The sequence below is a fragment of the Luteibacter sp. 22Crub2.1 genome (assembly GCF_900167995.1).
Classification (GTDB): Bacteria; Pseudomonadota; Gammaproteobacteria; order Xanthomonadales; family Rhodanobacteraceae; genus Luteibacter; species Luteibacter mycovicinus.
This window is the reverse complement of the sequence record NZ_FUYT01000009.1, coordinates 188,298-203,231: the sequence shown is the minus strand read 5'-3', so window position 1 is coordinate 203,231 and position 14,934 is coordinate 188,298. Positions and strand designations below refer to the sequence as shown.

General features: G+C 65.5%; 14 protein-coding genes. 10 read left to right on the top strand and 4 right to left on the bottom strand.

Features of this window, described 5'->3' with window-relative positions; genetic code table 11:
- The first annotated feature begins 86 nt into the window (after nucleotides 1-86).
- The 10 genes from rpe (at nucleotide 87) to B5X73_RS11560 (ending at nucleotide 9,608) form a co-directional block, all read left to right on the top strand.
- Nucleotides 87-758, top strand: coding sequence for a ribulose-phosphate 3-epimerase (rpe, locus tag B5X73_RS11605; RefSeq protein WP_079521818.1), 672 nt, complete (start codon nucleotides 87-89; stop codon nucleotides 756-758).
- A gap of 83 nt (nucleotides 759-841) precedes the next feature.
- Nucleotides 842-1,576: a hypothetical protein gene (locus tag B5X73_RS11600; protein WP_079521817.1), complete on the top strand. Its 735-nt coding sequence runs from the start codon at nucleotides 842-844 to the stop codon at nucleotides 1,574-1,576.
- 80 nt (nucleotides 1,577-1,656) lie between these two features.
- Nucleotides 1,657-2,436, top strand: coding sequence for an SEL1-like repeat protein (locus B5X73_RS11595; protein WP_139382756.1), 780 nt, complete (start codon nucleotides 1,657-1,659; stop codon nucleotides 2,434-2,436).
- Between the two features lie 430 nt (nucleotides 2,437-2,866).
- The gene (gene pdsR, locus B5X73_RS11590) at nucleotides 2,867-3,556 is read left to right on the top strand and encodes a proteobacterial dedicated sortase system response regulator (RefSeq protein ID WP_036116108.1); all 690 of its coding nucleotides are present in this window, start codon (nucleotides 2,867-2,869) and stop codon (nucleotides 3,554-3,556) included.
- Entirely contained in the window at nucleotides 3,553-5,550 is a 1,998-nt protein-coding gene (locus B5X73_RS11585) for an ATP-binding protein (protein ID WP_079521815.1), read from the top strand. The genes pdsR and B5X73_RS11585 overlap by 4 nt, the downstream gene beginning before the upstream one ends.
- Before the next feature lie 117 nt (nucleotides 5,551-5,667).
- Entirely contained in the window at nucleotides 5,668-6,105 is a 438-nt protein-coding gene (locus tag B5X73_RS11580; protein WP_051944010.1) for a lysozyme inhibitor LprI family protein, read from the top strand.
- A gap of 191 nt (nucleotides 6,106-6,296) precedes the next feature.
- Entirely contained in the window at nucleotides 6,297-7,772 is a 1,476-nt protein-coding gene (gene trpE / locus B5X73_RS11575; protein ID WP_036116106.1) for an anthranilate synthase component I, read from the top strand.
- 102 nt (nucleotides 7,773-7,874) lie between these two features.
- Nucleotides 7,875-8,543, top strand: coding sequence for a hypothetical protein (locus tag B5X73_RS11570; protein WP_036116105.1), 669 nt, complete (start codon nucleotides 7,875-7,877; stop codon nucleotides 8,541-8,543).
- 98 nt (nucleotides 8,544-8,641) lie between these two features.
- Nucleotides 8,642-9,124, top strand: a complete 483-nt coding sequence (locus tag B5X73_RS11565) for a DUF4019 domain-containing protein (protein ID WP_079521814.1) — start codon at nucleotides 8,642-8,644, stop codon at nucleotides 9,122-9,124.
- 94 nt (nucleotides 9,125-9,218) lie between these two features.
- Nucleotides 9,219-9,608 carry a hypothetical protein gene (locus tag B5X73_RS11560; RefSeq protein WP_079521813.1) on the top strand — a complete coding sequence of 130 codons (390 nt, stop codon included), beginning with the start codon at nucleotides 9,219-9,221 and terminating at the stop codon, nucleotides 9,606-9,608.
- Here B5X73_RS11560 and B5X73_RS11555 read toward each other — a convergent pair.
- From B5X73_RS11555 to B5X73_RS11540, 4 genes are all read right to left on the bottom strand, one after another.
- The gene (locus B5X73_RS11555; RefSeq protein ID WP_052191098.1) at nucleotides 9,599-10,975 is read right to left on the bottom strand and encodes a leucyl aminopeptidase family protein; all 1,377 of its coding nucleotides are present in this window, start codon (nucleotides 10,973-10,975) and stop codon (nucleotides 9,599-9,601) included. The genes B5X73_RS11560 and B5X73_RS11555 overlap by 10 nt on opposite strands.
- A gap of 40 nt (nucleotides 10,976-11,015) precedes the next feature.
- Nucleotides 11,016-11,714, bottom strand: a complete 699-nt coding sequence (locus B5X73_RS11550) for an HAD family hydrolase (RefSeq protein WP_079521812.1) — start codon at nucleotides 11,712-11,714, stop codon at nucleotides 11,016-11,018.
- 3 nt (nucleotides 11,715-11,717) lie between these two features.
- Nucleotides 11,718-13,223 carry a LysM peptidoglycan-binding domain-containing protein gene (locus B5X73_RS11545; protein ID WP_079521811.1) on the bottom strand — a complete coding sequence of 502 codons (1,506 nt, stop codon included), beginning with the start codon at nucleotides 13,221-13,223 and terminating at the stop codon, nucleotides 11,718-11,720.
- Between the two features lie 226 nt (nucleotides 13,224-13,449).
- The gene (locus B5X73_RS11540) at nucleotides 13,450-14,817 is read right to left on the bottom strand and encodes a Do family serine endopeptidase (RefSeq protein ID WP_079521810.1); all 1,368 of its coding nucleotides are present in this window, start codon (nucleotides 14,815-14,817) and stop codon (nucleotides 13,450-13,452) included.
- Between the last annotated feature and the right edge of the window lie 117 nt (nucleotides 14,818-14,934).

Genomic DNA, 14,934 nt, shown 5'->3' with positions numbered 1-14,934 from the left:
CCATCATGTAGGAGCGCGCCCCGCGCGCGACCTTCCGTAATACCGCGACAAAACGCGTCATCCCCGAACGGCTAACGGTACCCATCATGTCCAGGCAATCACCCGTCATCGCCCCCTCCATCCTCTCGGCCGACTTCGCCCGCCTGGGTGAGGACACCCGCAAGGTGCTCGATGCCGGCGCGCAATGGGTGCACTTCGACGTGATGGACAACCACTATGTGCCCAACCTCACGATCGGGCCGATGGTGTTGAAGGCGCTGCGCGATTACGGCATCACCGAGCACATCGACGTGCACCTGATGGTCAAGCCGGTGGATCGCATCGTCCCGGACTTCGCCAAGGCCGGCGCACGCAGCATCAGCTTCCATCCGGAGGCCAGCGAGCATGTGGATCGCACCATCCAGCTGATCCAGGGCGAGGGCTGTGAGGCCGGCCTCGTGTTCAATCCGGCCACGCCGCTGAACTGGCTCGACTACGTGATCGACAAGATCGACATGATCCTGATCATGTCGGTGAATCCCGGCTTCGGCGGTCAGAAATTTATCCCTGGCGCCCTGGAAAAGATCCGTCATGTGCGTGAGCGCATCGACGCCAGCGGCCGCAACATCCGTCTGGAAGTGGATGGCGGCGTCAATGCCGACAACATCGGCCAGATCGCGGCGGCGGGTGCCGACACCTTCGTCGCCGGCTCGGCGATCTTCAACGCGCCGGATTACGCCGATGTGATCCGTCGGATGCATGCGGCGATCGGCGGCTAAACAAGTTTTCACGAGACAATAGCGAACTGCGTAGTATTGTAATCTCCAGTTCTCGGGGTGAGAGCCTACTGGAGGATGCGCACATGAAGTCGTTGTCCGTATTAGCCCTCACCGCGATGCTCGTCGCTCCCGCCGCTTTTGGCGCCGAGCGACCCCAGCCGCTCCCCGATCAGAAAGACATCGTCGCCAAGTCGCTGCTGCCGTGCCCCGGCGGTCTCGAGCGCTTTCTTCCCGGCGATTACTATTTCTGTTCCGCCGCCCGCAATTATTGGTCCGGCCATCCGGGCCTCGCACGCGAAAGCCTGAAAAACGCGGCACAGTGGGCAAGCAAGCCGGCGCAATACGCGCTCGGCATCATGTATTTCAACGGCGACCGGGCGGAAAAGAATCGTCCGCTGGGTCTTGCCTGGCTGGCGCTCGCCGCCGAGCGGCACGATCCCGCCTACGAACCGGCCTTCATCTCGGCTTACAAAGAGGTGTCGCCGGAAGAGCTGGCGCACGCCAACGCCTATTGGCAGGACCTGAAGAAGACTTACGGCGATCCGGTGGCCGCCCCGCGTGCCGAAAAACGCTTCGACCGCGAATACGCCCAGATCGCGTGGGCCGTCAACTTCGGCGGAAGCATTTTTGTCGACGGTGTGACGGTTCCCTATAACGACGCGATGGCGAACGACCTGCCGTTGCAGAGTGGGTTTACGCTGGGCCGCATGCTGCAATCGCAGAAGGCCATGTACTTCTACGGTTACGATAGCCATGTCTTCGTGGGCGACGCCGAGCTGGTGCCGATCAGTCAGGTCGCGTCTCGCAAGGACGACTGACGCTTGGGGACACCCGTGCACGTCACGGGTCAAGGTGCGTTTAACGGACTAACTTTCATAGCTGCCGGGGAGGCAGGTGCATGAAAATCTTTCGGACTCTTTCTTTCGTTCTCATGGCGACCGCATCGGTCGGTGCTTCGGCGATGGCGAATACCGCTCAGCCTGCGGATCCCCGGGCCCTGTTGCGCAAGGTCAACGCGTACTGCCCTGGCGGCATCGAGCGCATCCTGCCCGGCGAGTACTACTTCTGCGCCGCCGCCCGCGACTTCGGTAAGAACCACGATGCCCGGGCCCGCGAACGTCTTCGCGATGCCGCTTACTGGGCGAGCAAGCCGGCGCAGTACGTGCTCGGGCTGATGTACTTCAACGGCGACGATGGCCCGATCAATCGTCCGTTGGGCGTGGCCTGGCTGGCACTTGCATCGGAACGCCACGATCCACGCTTCGAGCCGGCATTCGCCAAAGCCTACCTGCAACTGTCGCCTGCGGAGAAAACTCAGGCGGACGCCTACTGGGTCGACATGCGCGAAAAGTACGGTGACAGGACCGCGGGGACGCGCGCGCACCGGATCTATCTGGCCGAGATGCGTAATCTGCAAGCCGCTTTGATGTTCGGCGGTTCCGTCTTCATCGACGGCATTGCGCCTCCGAATGGCGATTCGGTCGGTTCGTTCAATGGTCCGGGTGGCGCGCGCGCTTCCAGCGTGGGTAGCGGATCCACGGGTTTCACAATACAGCGTCTGATCGGAAAGTCCGGCGATGAGTTCTTCCGGGGCCTCAATGGGACGGTCACCGTCGGCGATGCCGAAATGGTGCCGCTGGGCAACGTCGTGACGAAGGCGTCGCCGAAGGCCGACTGAGGCCATGAAAAAGCTCCCCCGTCCGGTGCCGGATGGGGGAGTGAAGGAAGCTCCGGCAGGAGCGTCGGGGGAAAGGGTCAGTGCACGCCGAACAAGACGCCGAGCAGCAGAGCGCCCAGCGCCAGGGTGACGCGCAGGGGCTCGAAGTCGCGTTCGAGTTCGGTGTTGTCAGCGTCGGGTTTGGTCATCGTCGGTTCTCCTCGGCGCCGGTCGGCGCGCCGTCATGCCTAGTTGAATGCCGCACGCGGCGGGCGAGGCGTCCCATAAGGGGCAATCCGCGGATGGTTTATGGCAAAGCGAAGGCAAAGACTTCGTGCACGGCGGTTCGCGGCGATGTATAGGGCGAAACGCGGGCAATCGCGGCGCAGGCCTTGCGCCCGCCGGTCCCCCATAGCACCCTGCGCACGCCGATCCTCCACACGGAATGCCCATGGCCCGCAGCATCGCCATCGTCGAAGACGAACCCCTCATCCGCGCCAACTACGTCGAAGCCCTCAACCGCTTCGGTTACGAGGCCCGCGGCTACGGCTCACGCCGCGATGCGTCGACGGCCTTCGCCATGCGTCTGCCGGAACTGGTCATCATCGACATCGGCCTGGGCGACGAGCCGGAAGGCGGTTTCGATCTTTGCCGCGAGCTCCGCGCCAAATCGGCCACGCTGCCGATCATCTTCCTGACCGCACGTGATTCCGACTTCGACGTCATCTCCGGCCTGCGTCTGGGTGCCGACGACTATCTGTCCAAAGACACGAGCCTGCACCAGCTGGCCGCCCGAATCGCGGCGTTGTTCCGCCGCATCGAATCGCTCAAGGCCCCCGCCGCGAGCGAAACCGTAATCGAACACGGTCCGCTGAAGCTCGAGTCCGAGCGCATGCGCGTCCTGTGGAACGGCATCGAGATTCCGCTCACGGTGACCGAGTTCTGGATGGTGCATACGCTGGTGCGGTTCCCGGGTCACGTGAAGAATCGCGATCAGCTGATGCGTGAAGCGGAGCTCGTCGTGGACGATGCGACGATCACCTCGCACATCAAGCGCATTCGCAAGAAGTTCATCGCGCTGGCGCCCGAGTTCGATGCGATCGAAACGGTGCACGGGGTCGGATATCGCTGGACGCCGTGAGCCTCCGCCAGAAACTCCTCCTCGTCGCCCTCTGCACCCTGGCCCTTCCGGTCGCCGGGTGGCTCTACGTGCGTCAGATGGAGACACTGCTCCGCGAAGGCCAGGCCCAGGCACTCGTGGCCAGCGCGCGAGCCATGGCCCGCAGCCTCGTCGTGGTCGATGCACCGTTGCCGCCGGCGGGGCCGGCCTGGTTCCTCCAGCGCGCCAACGTGCCGATCACCATCGACGGTTATGCCGACGACTGGGCCTCGCTCAGCCCCTGGGCGCAGCCTTTCGGCAAAAACTCCCGGGTGATGCTGGCCGAGGACGACCACTGGGTCTATTTCTACATCGACGTGCGGGCGACGCATCGCCGTCGCGCCGACGCGGCCGACCGCCTCGCGCTCAACGCCGATCACCTCATCGTCTCCATCGCCAGCGGCGACGATAGCCAGCGCTACCTGATGGCCAGCGCCGCGCCCGGCGCGACGACGGCCATCGCACTGGATGCCGATGCGGGCGTGTTGCCCGATCGCATCAACGCGCAGTGGCAGGAAGACGGCAGTGGTTTCCGCGCGGAGTTCCGGCTGCCTCGCGGCTTGCGCCTCGATCGCTTCGGCCTCGGCGTCCACGTCGCCGCGGACGGTGATCCCGATCCGCTGACCGCCGACAACCGGCCGCTGATCGATTTCTCCGCGCCGCTGTCGCAGGAAGTGGCGCGTCTGGCGCCGGACGGCGTGCGCGTACGTATTCTCTCGCCCGACGCGTGGCTTGTCGCACAGAGCGGCAAGCTGGCGCTGCCGGACCTGCCCGCAGGCGATCGTCCGGGTTGGTTCGCTTCGCTGGTCTATCGCTCGCTGCTGGCGACCCGTCTGGATAGTGACAGCGCGTGGGCCGAAGACGCTCCACGTATCGACCTGCCGGAAGTGCGCGAAGCCATGCAAGGCAAAACCGCCACCGCGTGGCGCGCGGGTGAGGCGCGTGGGAGTGTCGTACTCGCCGCCGCCATGCCGATCCAGATGCAAGGCAAGTCCCACGGCGTGGTGCTGCTCGAACAACCCAGTCGCGCGGTGCCGCTGCTGGCGAACCGCGCGCTGTTCGGTCTGCTGCTGACGAGCTTCGCCGTGCTGCTGGTCGCCGGTGGTGTGCTGCTGTTGTTCGCGACGCGACTGACCATTCGCCTGCGTCGTCTGCGCAACGCCGCCGAACGCGCGCAGGCGAATGATGGTCGTCTGGACGGCCCATTCCCTCTGACCGATGCCACCGACGAACTCGGTGACCTCGCGCGCAGCTTCGAGCGGCTCTTCGAAGTGGTGGGCGGCTACACCGATTACCTGCGGACGCTGGCATCCAAGCTCTCGCACGAACTCAACACGCCGCTAGCCATCGTCAAATCGTCGCTGGACAACCTCGATCACGCAGGACTGCCGCCGGAAGCCGCGCCTTATCTGGCCCGTGCGCGTGACGGCGTGGCACGTCTCGGCCAGCTGGTGCGAGCGATGAGCGAAGCAAGCCGCATGGAGCGCGCCATCGCATCGGCGGAAGCCGAGGACGTCGACCTCGCCGACATCGTGCGCGGCTGCGCCGAGGGCTACCGCGCACTGGCAGGCGATCGCCGCCTCGACGCCGAACTGCCTCCCACGCCGGTCCCGATGCATTGCTCGCCCGAGCTGATCGCGCAGGCGCTGGACAAGCTGTTCGACAACGCGTTGTCGTTCACGCCACCCGGCGGATGGTTGCGCATCGCCCTGACGCCGACCGTCGACGGCGCGGACATCGAGCTGTCCAACGAAGGGCCGCCGCTGCCCGCGGCGATGCAGGGGCGTCTGTTCGATTCGCTGGTCAGTCTGCGCGACAAGGCGACGCCTGGTGACGCGCCACATCTCGGCCTCGGCCTGTACGTCGTGCGTCTGGTCGCCGAGCGCCATCAGGGGAGTGCCAGTGCGCGGAACCTCGAGGGCGGGGTGGCGTTTACGCTGCATTTGAAGGGGTTGCCGAGGCAGCGACTAGGCTGATTCGACAGTCCGGCGGGCCCGGCCTTGACGGACTTCTGCCGGAGCTACGGGCCCCGGAAGGTGAGTCCTTCAGAGTCATCGGCCAGCGTCCATCGTTTGGAAGAAAGGAGGAAAAGGATGAAGTCGATCTGTGCGGTTGTCATCGGTATGGCGTGGTTGACGCAGTCCGTCGGCGCACTGGCCGGGGACGCGGACCAGGGGGTGAGACGGGGAACTCCGAAAGGTGTCTCCGAGAGCTTCTTCGCCTGCACAGACCGGGCTGGCGGCGACATCGTTGGGCTGGGCAACTGTTCAACCGCCGAAAAGAAGGTTCAGGACGCGCGCCTCAACAAGGCCTATTCGGCTCTGATGAGCAAGCTCGATAGCCAGGGCAAGGATCATCTGCGCGCCGCCGAGCGGGCCTGGATCGAATTCAACGCCAGGTCCGTCGACACGGAACTGGACGTGCGGAGCAGCGAGAAGACCGCAAACATCGACGCGTCGATCAACGAAATTTATCGATACGCGGAGCGAGCCAATACGCTCGAGGGTCTGCTTTCCGTTGTGGGTGATTGAATGGATGCTGCGTCACATGCGGCGTACTCAACGACATACGCAAGGCACTCGTGGCGCACTCCAGAGCCTGGCTTTTGGACGAAGTTCGGGTCCAGGTAGCAAAAAGGGCGGCTTCCGCGTGGAACCGCCTGTCCCAACCCCAGGGCCTGGGCCTACAATCGGGGGTCACTCCAAGGTCACCCCCGAGACCCATGATCTCCCGCGAACAATTCGACGCCTACGCCGCGCAGGGCTACACCCGCATTCCGCTGGTACGCGAGGTCTTTTCCGACCTCGACACGCCGCTGTCGGTGTATCTCAAGCTGGCCGATGGCCCGTACACCTTCCTCTTCGAGTCGGTCGAGGGTGGGGCGACCTGGGGACGCCACTCGATGATCGGCTTGCCGGCGCGGCGGGTGTACCGCCTGCGCGGCCATGAGCTGGAAGTCGAGGAGAGCGGCGAGGTTATCGAGCGCCGCCACCTCGAGGATCCGCTGGGCGAGATCGAGTTGCTGCGCAAGCAGTACGAGGTGCCGCAGTTGCCGGGTCTGCCGGACTTCACCGGTGGGCTGGTCGGGTACTTCGGTTTCGAGACGATCGGCTACATCGAAGAGCGCCTCGCCCAGTGGGACAAGAAGGACGAGCTCGGTACGCCCGACGTTCTGCTGATGCTCGCCGACGAAATCGCGGTGTTCGACAACCTCAAGGGTCGTCTGTACCTCATCGTGCATGCCGACCCCTCGCGTCCTCAGGCCTACGCGGAAGCCTCGCGCCGCCTGGATCAGCTGGCCTTCCGCCTGCGTCAGGGCGGCGTTTCGTACCCGCAGCTGCTGCAGCCCGCCGCGCTGGACGAGTCGGATTTCAAGTCGAGCTTCACCCGCGAAGAATACGAGGCGATGGTGCGCAAGGCACAGGAATACATCCTTGCCGGCGATATCTTCCAGGTCGTGCCTTCGCAGCGCATGAGCGTCGGTTTCAACGCGCGTCCGGTGGACGTCTACCGCGCATTGCGCGCGACCAATCCGTCGCCGTACATGTTCTTTATCGACATCGGTCCGACGCAGATCGTCGGCTCGTCGCCGGAAATTCTCGTCCGCCTGAAGAACGGCCGCGTGGTGTTGCGTCCCATCGCCGGCACGCGCCGTCGCGGCAAGGACGAGGCCGAGGACATCGCCCTCGAGACCGAGCTGCTGGCCGATCCGAAGGAGCGCGCCGAGCACCTCATGCTGATCGACCTCGGCCGCAACGATGTCGGCCGCGTCAGCCAGACGGGGACCGTGGAGCTGGCCGAGTCCTTCGTGGTCGAGCGCTACTCGCACGTGATGCACATCGTCTCCCAGGTAGAAGGCGACATCCGTGGCGATCTTTCCTACATGGATGTCATCAAGGCGACCTTCCCGGCCGGTACCGTCAGCGGGGCGCCGAAGGTCCGCGCCCTGGAGATCATCCAGGAGCTGGAACCGTTCAAGCGCAACATCTACGCTGGCGCCATCGGCTGGCTCGGCTGGTGGGGCGACGCCGACACGGCGATCGCCATCCGCACCGCCGTGATCCAGGATGGCCGCCTGCACGTGCAGGCGGGCGGCGGTGTGGTCTATGACTCCGATCCGGCCGCCGAGTGGGAAGAGACGATGAACAAGGGCCGCGCGTTGTTCCGCGCGGTGGCGCAGGCGGCCAAGGGCCTCTAATTTTTGCGGGGCCCTTGCCGATAACCGCCAGGGCGTCGTAAAAATGCGCGCCGCAACCACGCAACGACCTGGCAGCACTCACTTCACGGATCGATTGAACGCATGAGCAGCACACGCACTTTCATCGCGGCAGGAAGCATCGCCATCATGGCCGCCGCCGTTCCGGCGCAGGCCCGTGAGCCCTTCACCGACGACGTCGCCTCGCGGACGCAGGCGCTGGCGTTGCTGGAAACCCTCAATGCCGACCTGCTCAGCCATCCCAGCGCCACGCTCACGCTCGAGCGCTGGTGCGGCGATCATGCGCTGGCTGGCGAGGCGAAGATTCTCGCCCGTCGGGTGAAGGGGCAGGACAAGGCCCTGCCTGACGAGGCGCGGCAGACGCTGGGTATCGGTCCGGATGAGCCGGTGCGTTATCGCCGGGTGCAGCTGGCCTGCGGCGATCACGTGCTGTCCGAGGCCGATAACTGGTACGTGCCGTCGCGCCTCACCCCGGAGATGAACCAGATTCTCGACAGCACCGACCAGCCGTTCGGCAAGGTCGTCCAGGCGCTGCACTTCCGTCGCCAGACGATCAGCGCGGACCTGCTGTGGACGCCGCTGCCCAAGGGCTGGGAGATGGATGCGCCATTGCCCGTGGCGCACAAGGGGGCTCTGGCGATCCCGCACGAGGTGCTGAGGCACCAGGCGGTACTGTTCACCGAGGGGAACCAGCCGTTCAGTCTCGTGGTGGAGACTTACACGTCCGAGGTGCTGGCGTTCGGTCGCAGATAGTCGCCCGGCTCTCACCAAGCGCTTAGCCCATCCGGCCGACTAGGCAGGGCCTCGCCTCCGTTCGAAGCTGTACGTCACGGCATGATGGAGACGAGCAGATGCCTCTGGCGACAGCGAGCTTGCGCAAGACCCACGCGAGCGGCCTGACGGGTATGAACCCGCTCGGGGCGATGCTCGTCGTTGCGCATGAACCGCGCCTCGGCCCGCAGCCCAATTCACTGGATAACGCTGTGTCCTGCGCGACGCACTGGGTGCAGTTGTCCGACAACCGCCGACCGGATGCGATGTGGCTCGAGGCGGGCGCGATGATGCAGCGGATCGTGCCGCGTGCGGAGTGGGTGCGCTATATGCGCAAGATCCGTCTCGATCGTGGCTTGCTTGTGGGCCGGGAGTGGTTCGAGGTGACACGCGTGCGGGACCCGGTCGGTCTCCCTGCGGGCGACTATCTCAACGTCATTTTCGTCGCGCATTTCGCCCGCGCGGCGTTGTTCGAGACGGTTTCGCTGGCACCCGGGAACTCGGGCTGGATGCCGGTGGGCTATGTGATCCGGCCGGTGCAGCGCGAGATCAAGTTCGCGTAGGAGAGTTTCGGTGCGCTCGGTAGGCTGCCGGGGGCACAACCCTTTTCGGAGCGATGGCATACTCACCGTCTGAGTTTTAGACGGGGTGTTCCTCATGTCCGATTTCGATCCGCCGGCGCGCGAATACACGCGGCCGCAGATGACGCGCGGTGTGGACCCGCAGCGCATGAACTGGCTGTGGCAACTGATCCTTCAGTCGACGGATCTTGATCCGGCGGACGTGCGCAAGGCGCTCAACGCGATGGGTGTCGCCGCGACCGAGAAGCGCATGAAGAGCTGGCAGGTCGGCGACCGCGATGAGGATTATTTCCCGCTGACGATCGCGGAGCTGGAGCGGAATCTGCGCGCGGTCGTCGCGTGGAAGAAGGTCAGGAGTGACGCTGCGTCTGCGTCTGCTGCGGAAGCAGCGCCGGCCGGTGGTGCTTCCGTCGCATCATCCGACGCCGCCTCAGCGGCATCGGACGACAGCAGCGATCAGGCGTAACGCTCGGACAGGAACCGGTAGAACGCGCGAAGCCCCTGCGCTTCGCCCCCGCGCGGATGCGCCGGCGTGTCGCCGTCGTTCCACGAGTAAGTGTCCAGGTGCATCCAGTTCTGATTTTCGGGCACGAAGCGCTCGAGATACAGCGCCGCGGTGATCGCACCGGCATGACGCGATGCGCCGGAGTTGGCGAAGTCGGCGATGTACGAGTCCAGCATGCGCCGGTACGGGCGCCACAACGGCAGGCGCCACAGCGGATCGGCGGAGACTTCCGCGGCACCGATGACGTGATCGGCGAGCTGGTCGCGATTGGTGAACAGTGCGGGCACTTCGGGACCGAGTGCGACGCGCGCGGCGCCGGTGAGGGTCGCGAAGTCGACGATCAGGTCCGGTGCCTGCTCGACCGCGAAGGCGATAGCGTCGCACAGCACCAGGCGGCCTTCAGCGTCGGTGTTATCCACTTCCACCGTCATGCCGGCGCGGGTGCGAATGACTTCGCCCGGACGCATGGCGTTGCCGCTGATCGCGTTCTCGACGGCGGGCACCAGGAGCGTCAGACGCACCGGCAGCTTCGCCTGCATGATGAGGCCGGCCAGCGCGATCGCGTGTGCCGCGCCGCCCATGTCCTTCTTCATCCAGCGCATGCCGTCGGACGGTTTGATGTCGAGGCCGCCGGTATCGAAGCACACGCCCTTGCCGATGATCACCAGCTTCGGGTTCGAATTCTTGCCCCAGGTCAGCTCGATCAGACGCGGCGCACGATGGCTCGCGCGACCCACGGCGTGGATCGTGGGGAAGTTGGCGGTGAGCAGTTCATCGCCGACCCACTCGCGCACCTTGGCCTTGTGCGTCGTCGCGTGGGCGCGGATGGCCTCGGCGAGATGCTCGGGGCCCATGTCTTCGGTCGGCGTGTTGACCAGATCGCGTACCTGATAGGTCGCGTCGATGATCGGCTGCAGCGAGCGCAGCGTCGCCGAGTCCACCAGCAGCTGCGCCGGTGCGCGACCGCGCGAGCGATACCGGTCGAAACGGTAGGCGCCCAGCGCCCAGCCGAGTGCGACCAGATCGGGATCGGCGGGAATACTTTCCTTGGCGATCTCGTAGGTGCCTTCCGGCAACCGGTAGGGCAGAGCGCCCAGCGCCATGATCGGTTCCGACGGATCCACACCCACCAGTACCCGCTCGATCACGCCATGGGTGTCGGGCAGCAACAGCACCGCGCCGGGGTTGGGGCGGAAATTCGTCGAGACCATCCACTGGCGATGGGCGGCGGTCAGCCGGGCTTCGAGGGCCGGGATGCTGGACGCATCGACCATCTCGACAGGAATGGCGCGGCGCTTACCGGACCTGGTTTCGATCAGCGATGGCATCAGGCCTCCCGAGCCCAGCGACGGAGATGTTGCCGCTATTCTAGCTGTCAGCGACCGTCGACGCTTCTATCCAGTCGGCAAGCGACATCATGTCAGCGAATTCCAGGTCCGGCGCAGGCCCATGCGACCACGTTTCGCCGTGGCGATTGAGCCAGACCGTACGCATGCCGGCCTCGCGCGCACCGACCACATCGAGCAACGGATCGTCACCAACGTGAAGAACGTCTTCAGGCGCGACGCCCAGGGCGTCAGCGGCGGCAAGGAAAATACGCTTGTCAGGTTTGGCGACACCGACGCCCGCGGCATTGAGGCGCGTGTGGAAGAGATGGTGGAGGCCGATGACCTCCAGATCCGCGTTGCCGTTGGAAATCGCGACGATCGGCACACGCTCGACGATGCGGTTGAGTGCGGGAAGGCTGTCGGGATACAGCTCGACGTTGTTGCGCGCCGCGAAGTAGATGCGCCAGAGCTCGTCGACCGGAGCGTCGTCGATACCGCAGGCGGCGAAGGCGTGGCGGATGGTCAGCCGACGCTGTTCGCTGAAATCGTGCGAGAGATGCGTGTGGTCGCGGGCGACCTGCTCGCGGAGCTCACGCATGGCCTCAATGGGCCATGCGTTTGCGACTTCAGGATGATGCTCTTTCAGCCATCGGTCCACGCAGTGCTCGGCTTCGATCAGGGCCGGCATGACCGGCCACAGGGTGTCGTCGAGGTCGAGGGATACGGCGCGGACCGGCACGGCTTAGCGGGCGCCGACCTTCAGCACCTGACCCGGATGGACATTGTTGTCCTTCAGGCCGTTCATCGCGCGAAGCTGGTTCACGTCGACGGCGTTCTTCTTGGCGATCGAGTAGAGCGTGTCGCCAGCCGACACCTTGTAGGTGCGCGACGCGGCGGCAGGCTTCTTCTCAGCCTTGGCGACTTCCTTCGCGGCCGGCTTGGCAGCGGCCGGCTTCGCCGCCGGTGCCGCTTCGGCGACCTTCGGCGTTTCCACCTTCGTCGACTTCTCCGTCGCATCGACCGGAGCCGCCGGCTTGGCGACCTGCTTGCCCTTCACCGTGACGGCGTCGGCCGTGACCTTGGCGAACTTGCCGCCGACCTTGGCGTTGTCGGAGACCGTGACGGCTTCCGAACGGACGCCCGCGAAGCCGACGTGTGCCGAGGTGCTGACGCTGGCGACGACGCGTGCGAACTGCGACGGCTCGGCCGTGGTGGAGGCGACGGAGCCCTTGGCTTCTTTCGCGACCTTGGCGCCCTTGCCAGCGACCTGAGCCTTGGCGACCGCGGTTTCCTTGGCGACCTGGGCGGCCGGGGTAGCGGCAGCAGCCACGGTCGGCGTAGTCATCGCCTGACCCACGTTGGCACGCGTGCCGACGGTGGAAGCGATCTTCGCGCGACGGGCGGCGTCGTTGGAGGCCAGCGAAGCGCCATCGGCATACGGCACGAGGCTGTGCGAGCGGAGCAGCGAGCTACCGGCGCTGGAGGTGACGAAGCTGATGAATTCCTTGACGTCGGCGGCCTTCGGGCTGGTCTCGTTCGACACCAGATACAGCTCGGTGTAGAGCGGATACGCGCCGCTGCCGACCGTCGACATCGAGGGCGTGACGCCGTCGATCGAGAGGATCTTCACCTTCTTGTTCGAGGAGGCGCCCGCGAGGGTCGTGGCGCCCAGGCCCTGCTTGTCGAGGGTCACACCCTCTTCGAGCTTGGCGACGTTGACGTACAGGCGCGGGGCGGCGACCGGCTGGTTGCCGCGACCGAACAGCAGCTTGCGCAGGCTGTATTCCACGCCGTCGCCCGGGCTCGCCACCGCGTAGAGATTGATCGGCTGGTCAGCGCCGCCGAGCTCCTTCCAGTTGGTGATCTTGCCCATGTAGATCTCGTGCAACTGCATGAGCGTGATGTTGCTCACCGGGTTGGACGGGTAGGTGACCATGACCAGCGCGTCCCACGCGACCGGCGTAAAGGTCAGCGACTGCTCGGCGCCGCCGATACCCGGGCGTGCCGAGCCGGCGATGTCCGCCGTGCCCTTGGCGACGGCGTCGATACCGGAGGCGGTGTTGAACGGCTGGAGCTCGATCTTGCCTTTGCCGGATTTCTCCCAGGCCTTGGCGACATCGGTAACCACGCCGCGGGCGGTGGTGATGTCACCGCGCCACACCAACTGGGTGCCGGCGGCGAATACGGTGGCGGAGGCACTGAGGCCGATCAGCGTGGCGGTGAACAGTCGCGCAAGACGAAGAGACATGGACGGCAAGAACCTCGGGACGGAAGCGGGGTTGGGCAATGGGGCGCCATTGTGGGCTAAGGCGGGCCCGCGCGCACCATTGGCGTCATTCAGCATCCTGCCGAGGGGAAACGGAACGTAGGCTGTCGGGGCAGCCACACCTGTAGGAGCGCGCCCCGCGCGCGACGTCTTTTAAGGCGGGGCCTTGAAATTCCTCGTGAAACCGGGTCGCGCGCGGGGCGCGCTCCTACAGGACGGCGTAGTAGATGGCGTTGTCCCTCACGAGCGTCAGCATCAGCTGTCCCGGAATCGGCACCCCTACCGGCAGCCCCTTCACCGAGACGATCTTCCGCTGGCCGATGCCGACGACGATGTCGCCGTCCTTCAGTCCGGCGCGATCGGCGGCCGAGCCGGGCTTCACTCCGGTCAGGGCCACACCGAACAGCCCGCCGGCCTTCTGCTCCGCCGTGAGGTCGCTCAAGGTCACCCCGCTCAGCCGCCGGTCCACCTTGCCGCCATCCAGCGTGGTCAGTCGCGGCGCGGTAATGGTGGCCTCGATGTCTCTGGACGCCCCCTCCCGCTTCACCGACAACGTCACCTTCGCGCCCAGCGGCAACAAACCCTCCGCATTCCGCACGTCCTGAGAACTCCGCACCGGCTTCCCATTGATCGCCGTCAACACGTCACCCGATTGCAGCCCCGCGCCATCGGCAGGCGATCCCGCATTCACCTGCGTGACCACCGCGCCGGTGGTGTCCTTCACCCCCAATGCGGCGGCGATACGCGGGGTCAGGTCCTGCACCTCCACGCCGAGGTTTCCGCGACGGACCTTCCCGTACGCGAGCAGCTGCTTCATCACGCCTGTCGCCAGGTCCGTGGGAATGGCGAAGCCGATGCCGACGTTGCCGCCCGACGGCGTGAAGATCATCGAGTTGATGCCGACCAGCTCGCCGCGCAGATTCACCAGCGCACCGCCGGAATTGCCGGGATTGATCGAGGCATCCGTCTGGATGAAGTTCTGGAAGCCCTTGCCCAGGCCCGAACGTCCCAGCGCGGAGACCATGCCAGACGTCGCCGTCTGACCGAGCCCGAACGGATCGCCGACGGCGACGACGAAATCGCCCACTCTCAATTGAGAAGAGTCAGCGATCGGCAGCGCCTGCAATTTGTCGGCAGTGATCTGAAGCAGCGCCACGTCGGTATCCGGGTCGCTGCCGATCAGTTTTCCCTTGAAGTCTCGGCCGTCCTGCAGCGTCACGGTGATATCGTCCGCGCCCCCGACGACATGGTTGTTCGTCAGTACGTAGCCCTTCGCCGCGTCGATCACCACGCCCGAACCCAGGCTCTGCTCCACGCGTTCGCGTGGCACGCCCTGGTTGCCGAACAGCTGGCGAAACAGCGGGTCGTCAAAATACGGGTCGCGTGCCCGCACGCGCGTTTTCGTCGAGATGTTGACGACGGCCGGCGTCACCTTCGCGAGCATCGGTGCCAGCGAGGGCAGGGGCTCGCCGTTGACGGCCGGTGGCAGGGAGGCGAACGCGGGCGAGGCGAGGGCCATCGCCAGGGCGGCACCGAGGGACAGAATCGGCGAGCGCCGGGGTGTGTATACGGGCATGAACGAACTCCTTGGCTGTGTGCTCCGCGCACGTGGATCGCCGCTTTCGACCACATTCGTGTCGCCGGGTTTCAAACAGTGAGACGCGCGCCGATGACACTTTACATCGCCCCCCTC

Bases quoted from the DNA above. Each gene is read 5' to 3' on its own strand.
- pdsR (WP_036116108.1), top strand. From the start codon at position 2,867: ATGGCCCGCAGCATCGCCATCGTCGAAGACGAACCCCTCATCCGCGCC.
- B5X73_RS11545 (WP_079521811.1), bottom strand. From the start codon at position 13,223: ATGTCTCTTCGTCTTGCGCGACTGTTCACCGCCACGCTGATCGGCCTC.
- trpE (WP_036116106.1), top strand. From the start codon at position 6,297: ATGATCTCCCGCGAACAATTCGACGCCTACGCCGCGCAGGGCTACACC.
- B5X73_RS11540 (WP_079521810.1), bottom strand. From the start codon at position 14,817: ATGCCCGTATACACACCCCGGCGCTCGCCGATTCTGTCCCTCGGTGCC.
- B5X73_RS11560 (WP_079521813.1), top strand. From the start codon at position 9,219: ATGTCCGATTTCGATCCGCCGGCGCGCGAATACACGCGGCCGCAGATG.
- B5X73_RS11570 (WP_036116105.1), top strand. From the start codon at position 7,875: ATGAGCAGCACACGCACTTTCATCGCGGCAGGAAGCATCGCCATCATG.
- B5X73_RS11580 (WP_051944010.1), top strand. From the start codon at position 5,668: ATGAAGTCGATCTGTGCGGTTGTCATCGGTATGGCGTGGTTGACGCAG.
- B5X73_RS11595 (WP_139382756.1), top strand. From the start codon at position 1,657: ATGAAAATCTTTCGGACTCTTTCTTTCGTTCTCATGGCGACCGCATCG.
- rpe (WP_079521818.1), top strand. From the start codon at position 87: ATGTCCAGGCAATCACCCGTCATCGCCCCCTCCATCCTCTCGGCCGAC.
- B5X73_RS11600 (WP_079521817.1), top strand. From the start codon at position 842: ATGAAGTCGTTGTCCGTATTAGCCCTCACCGCGATGCTCGTCGCTCCC.
- B5X73_RS11565 (WP_079521814.1), top strand. From the start codon at position 8,642: ATGCCTCTGGCGACAGCGAGCTTGCGCAAGACCCACGCGAGCGGCCTG.
- B5X73_RS11555 (WP_052191098.1), bottom strand. From the start codon at position 10,975: ATGCCATCGCTGATCGAAACCAGGTCCGGTAAGCGCCGCGCCATTCCT.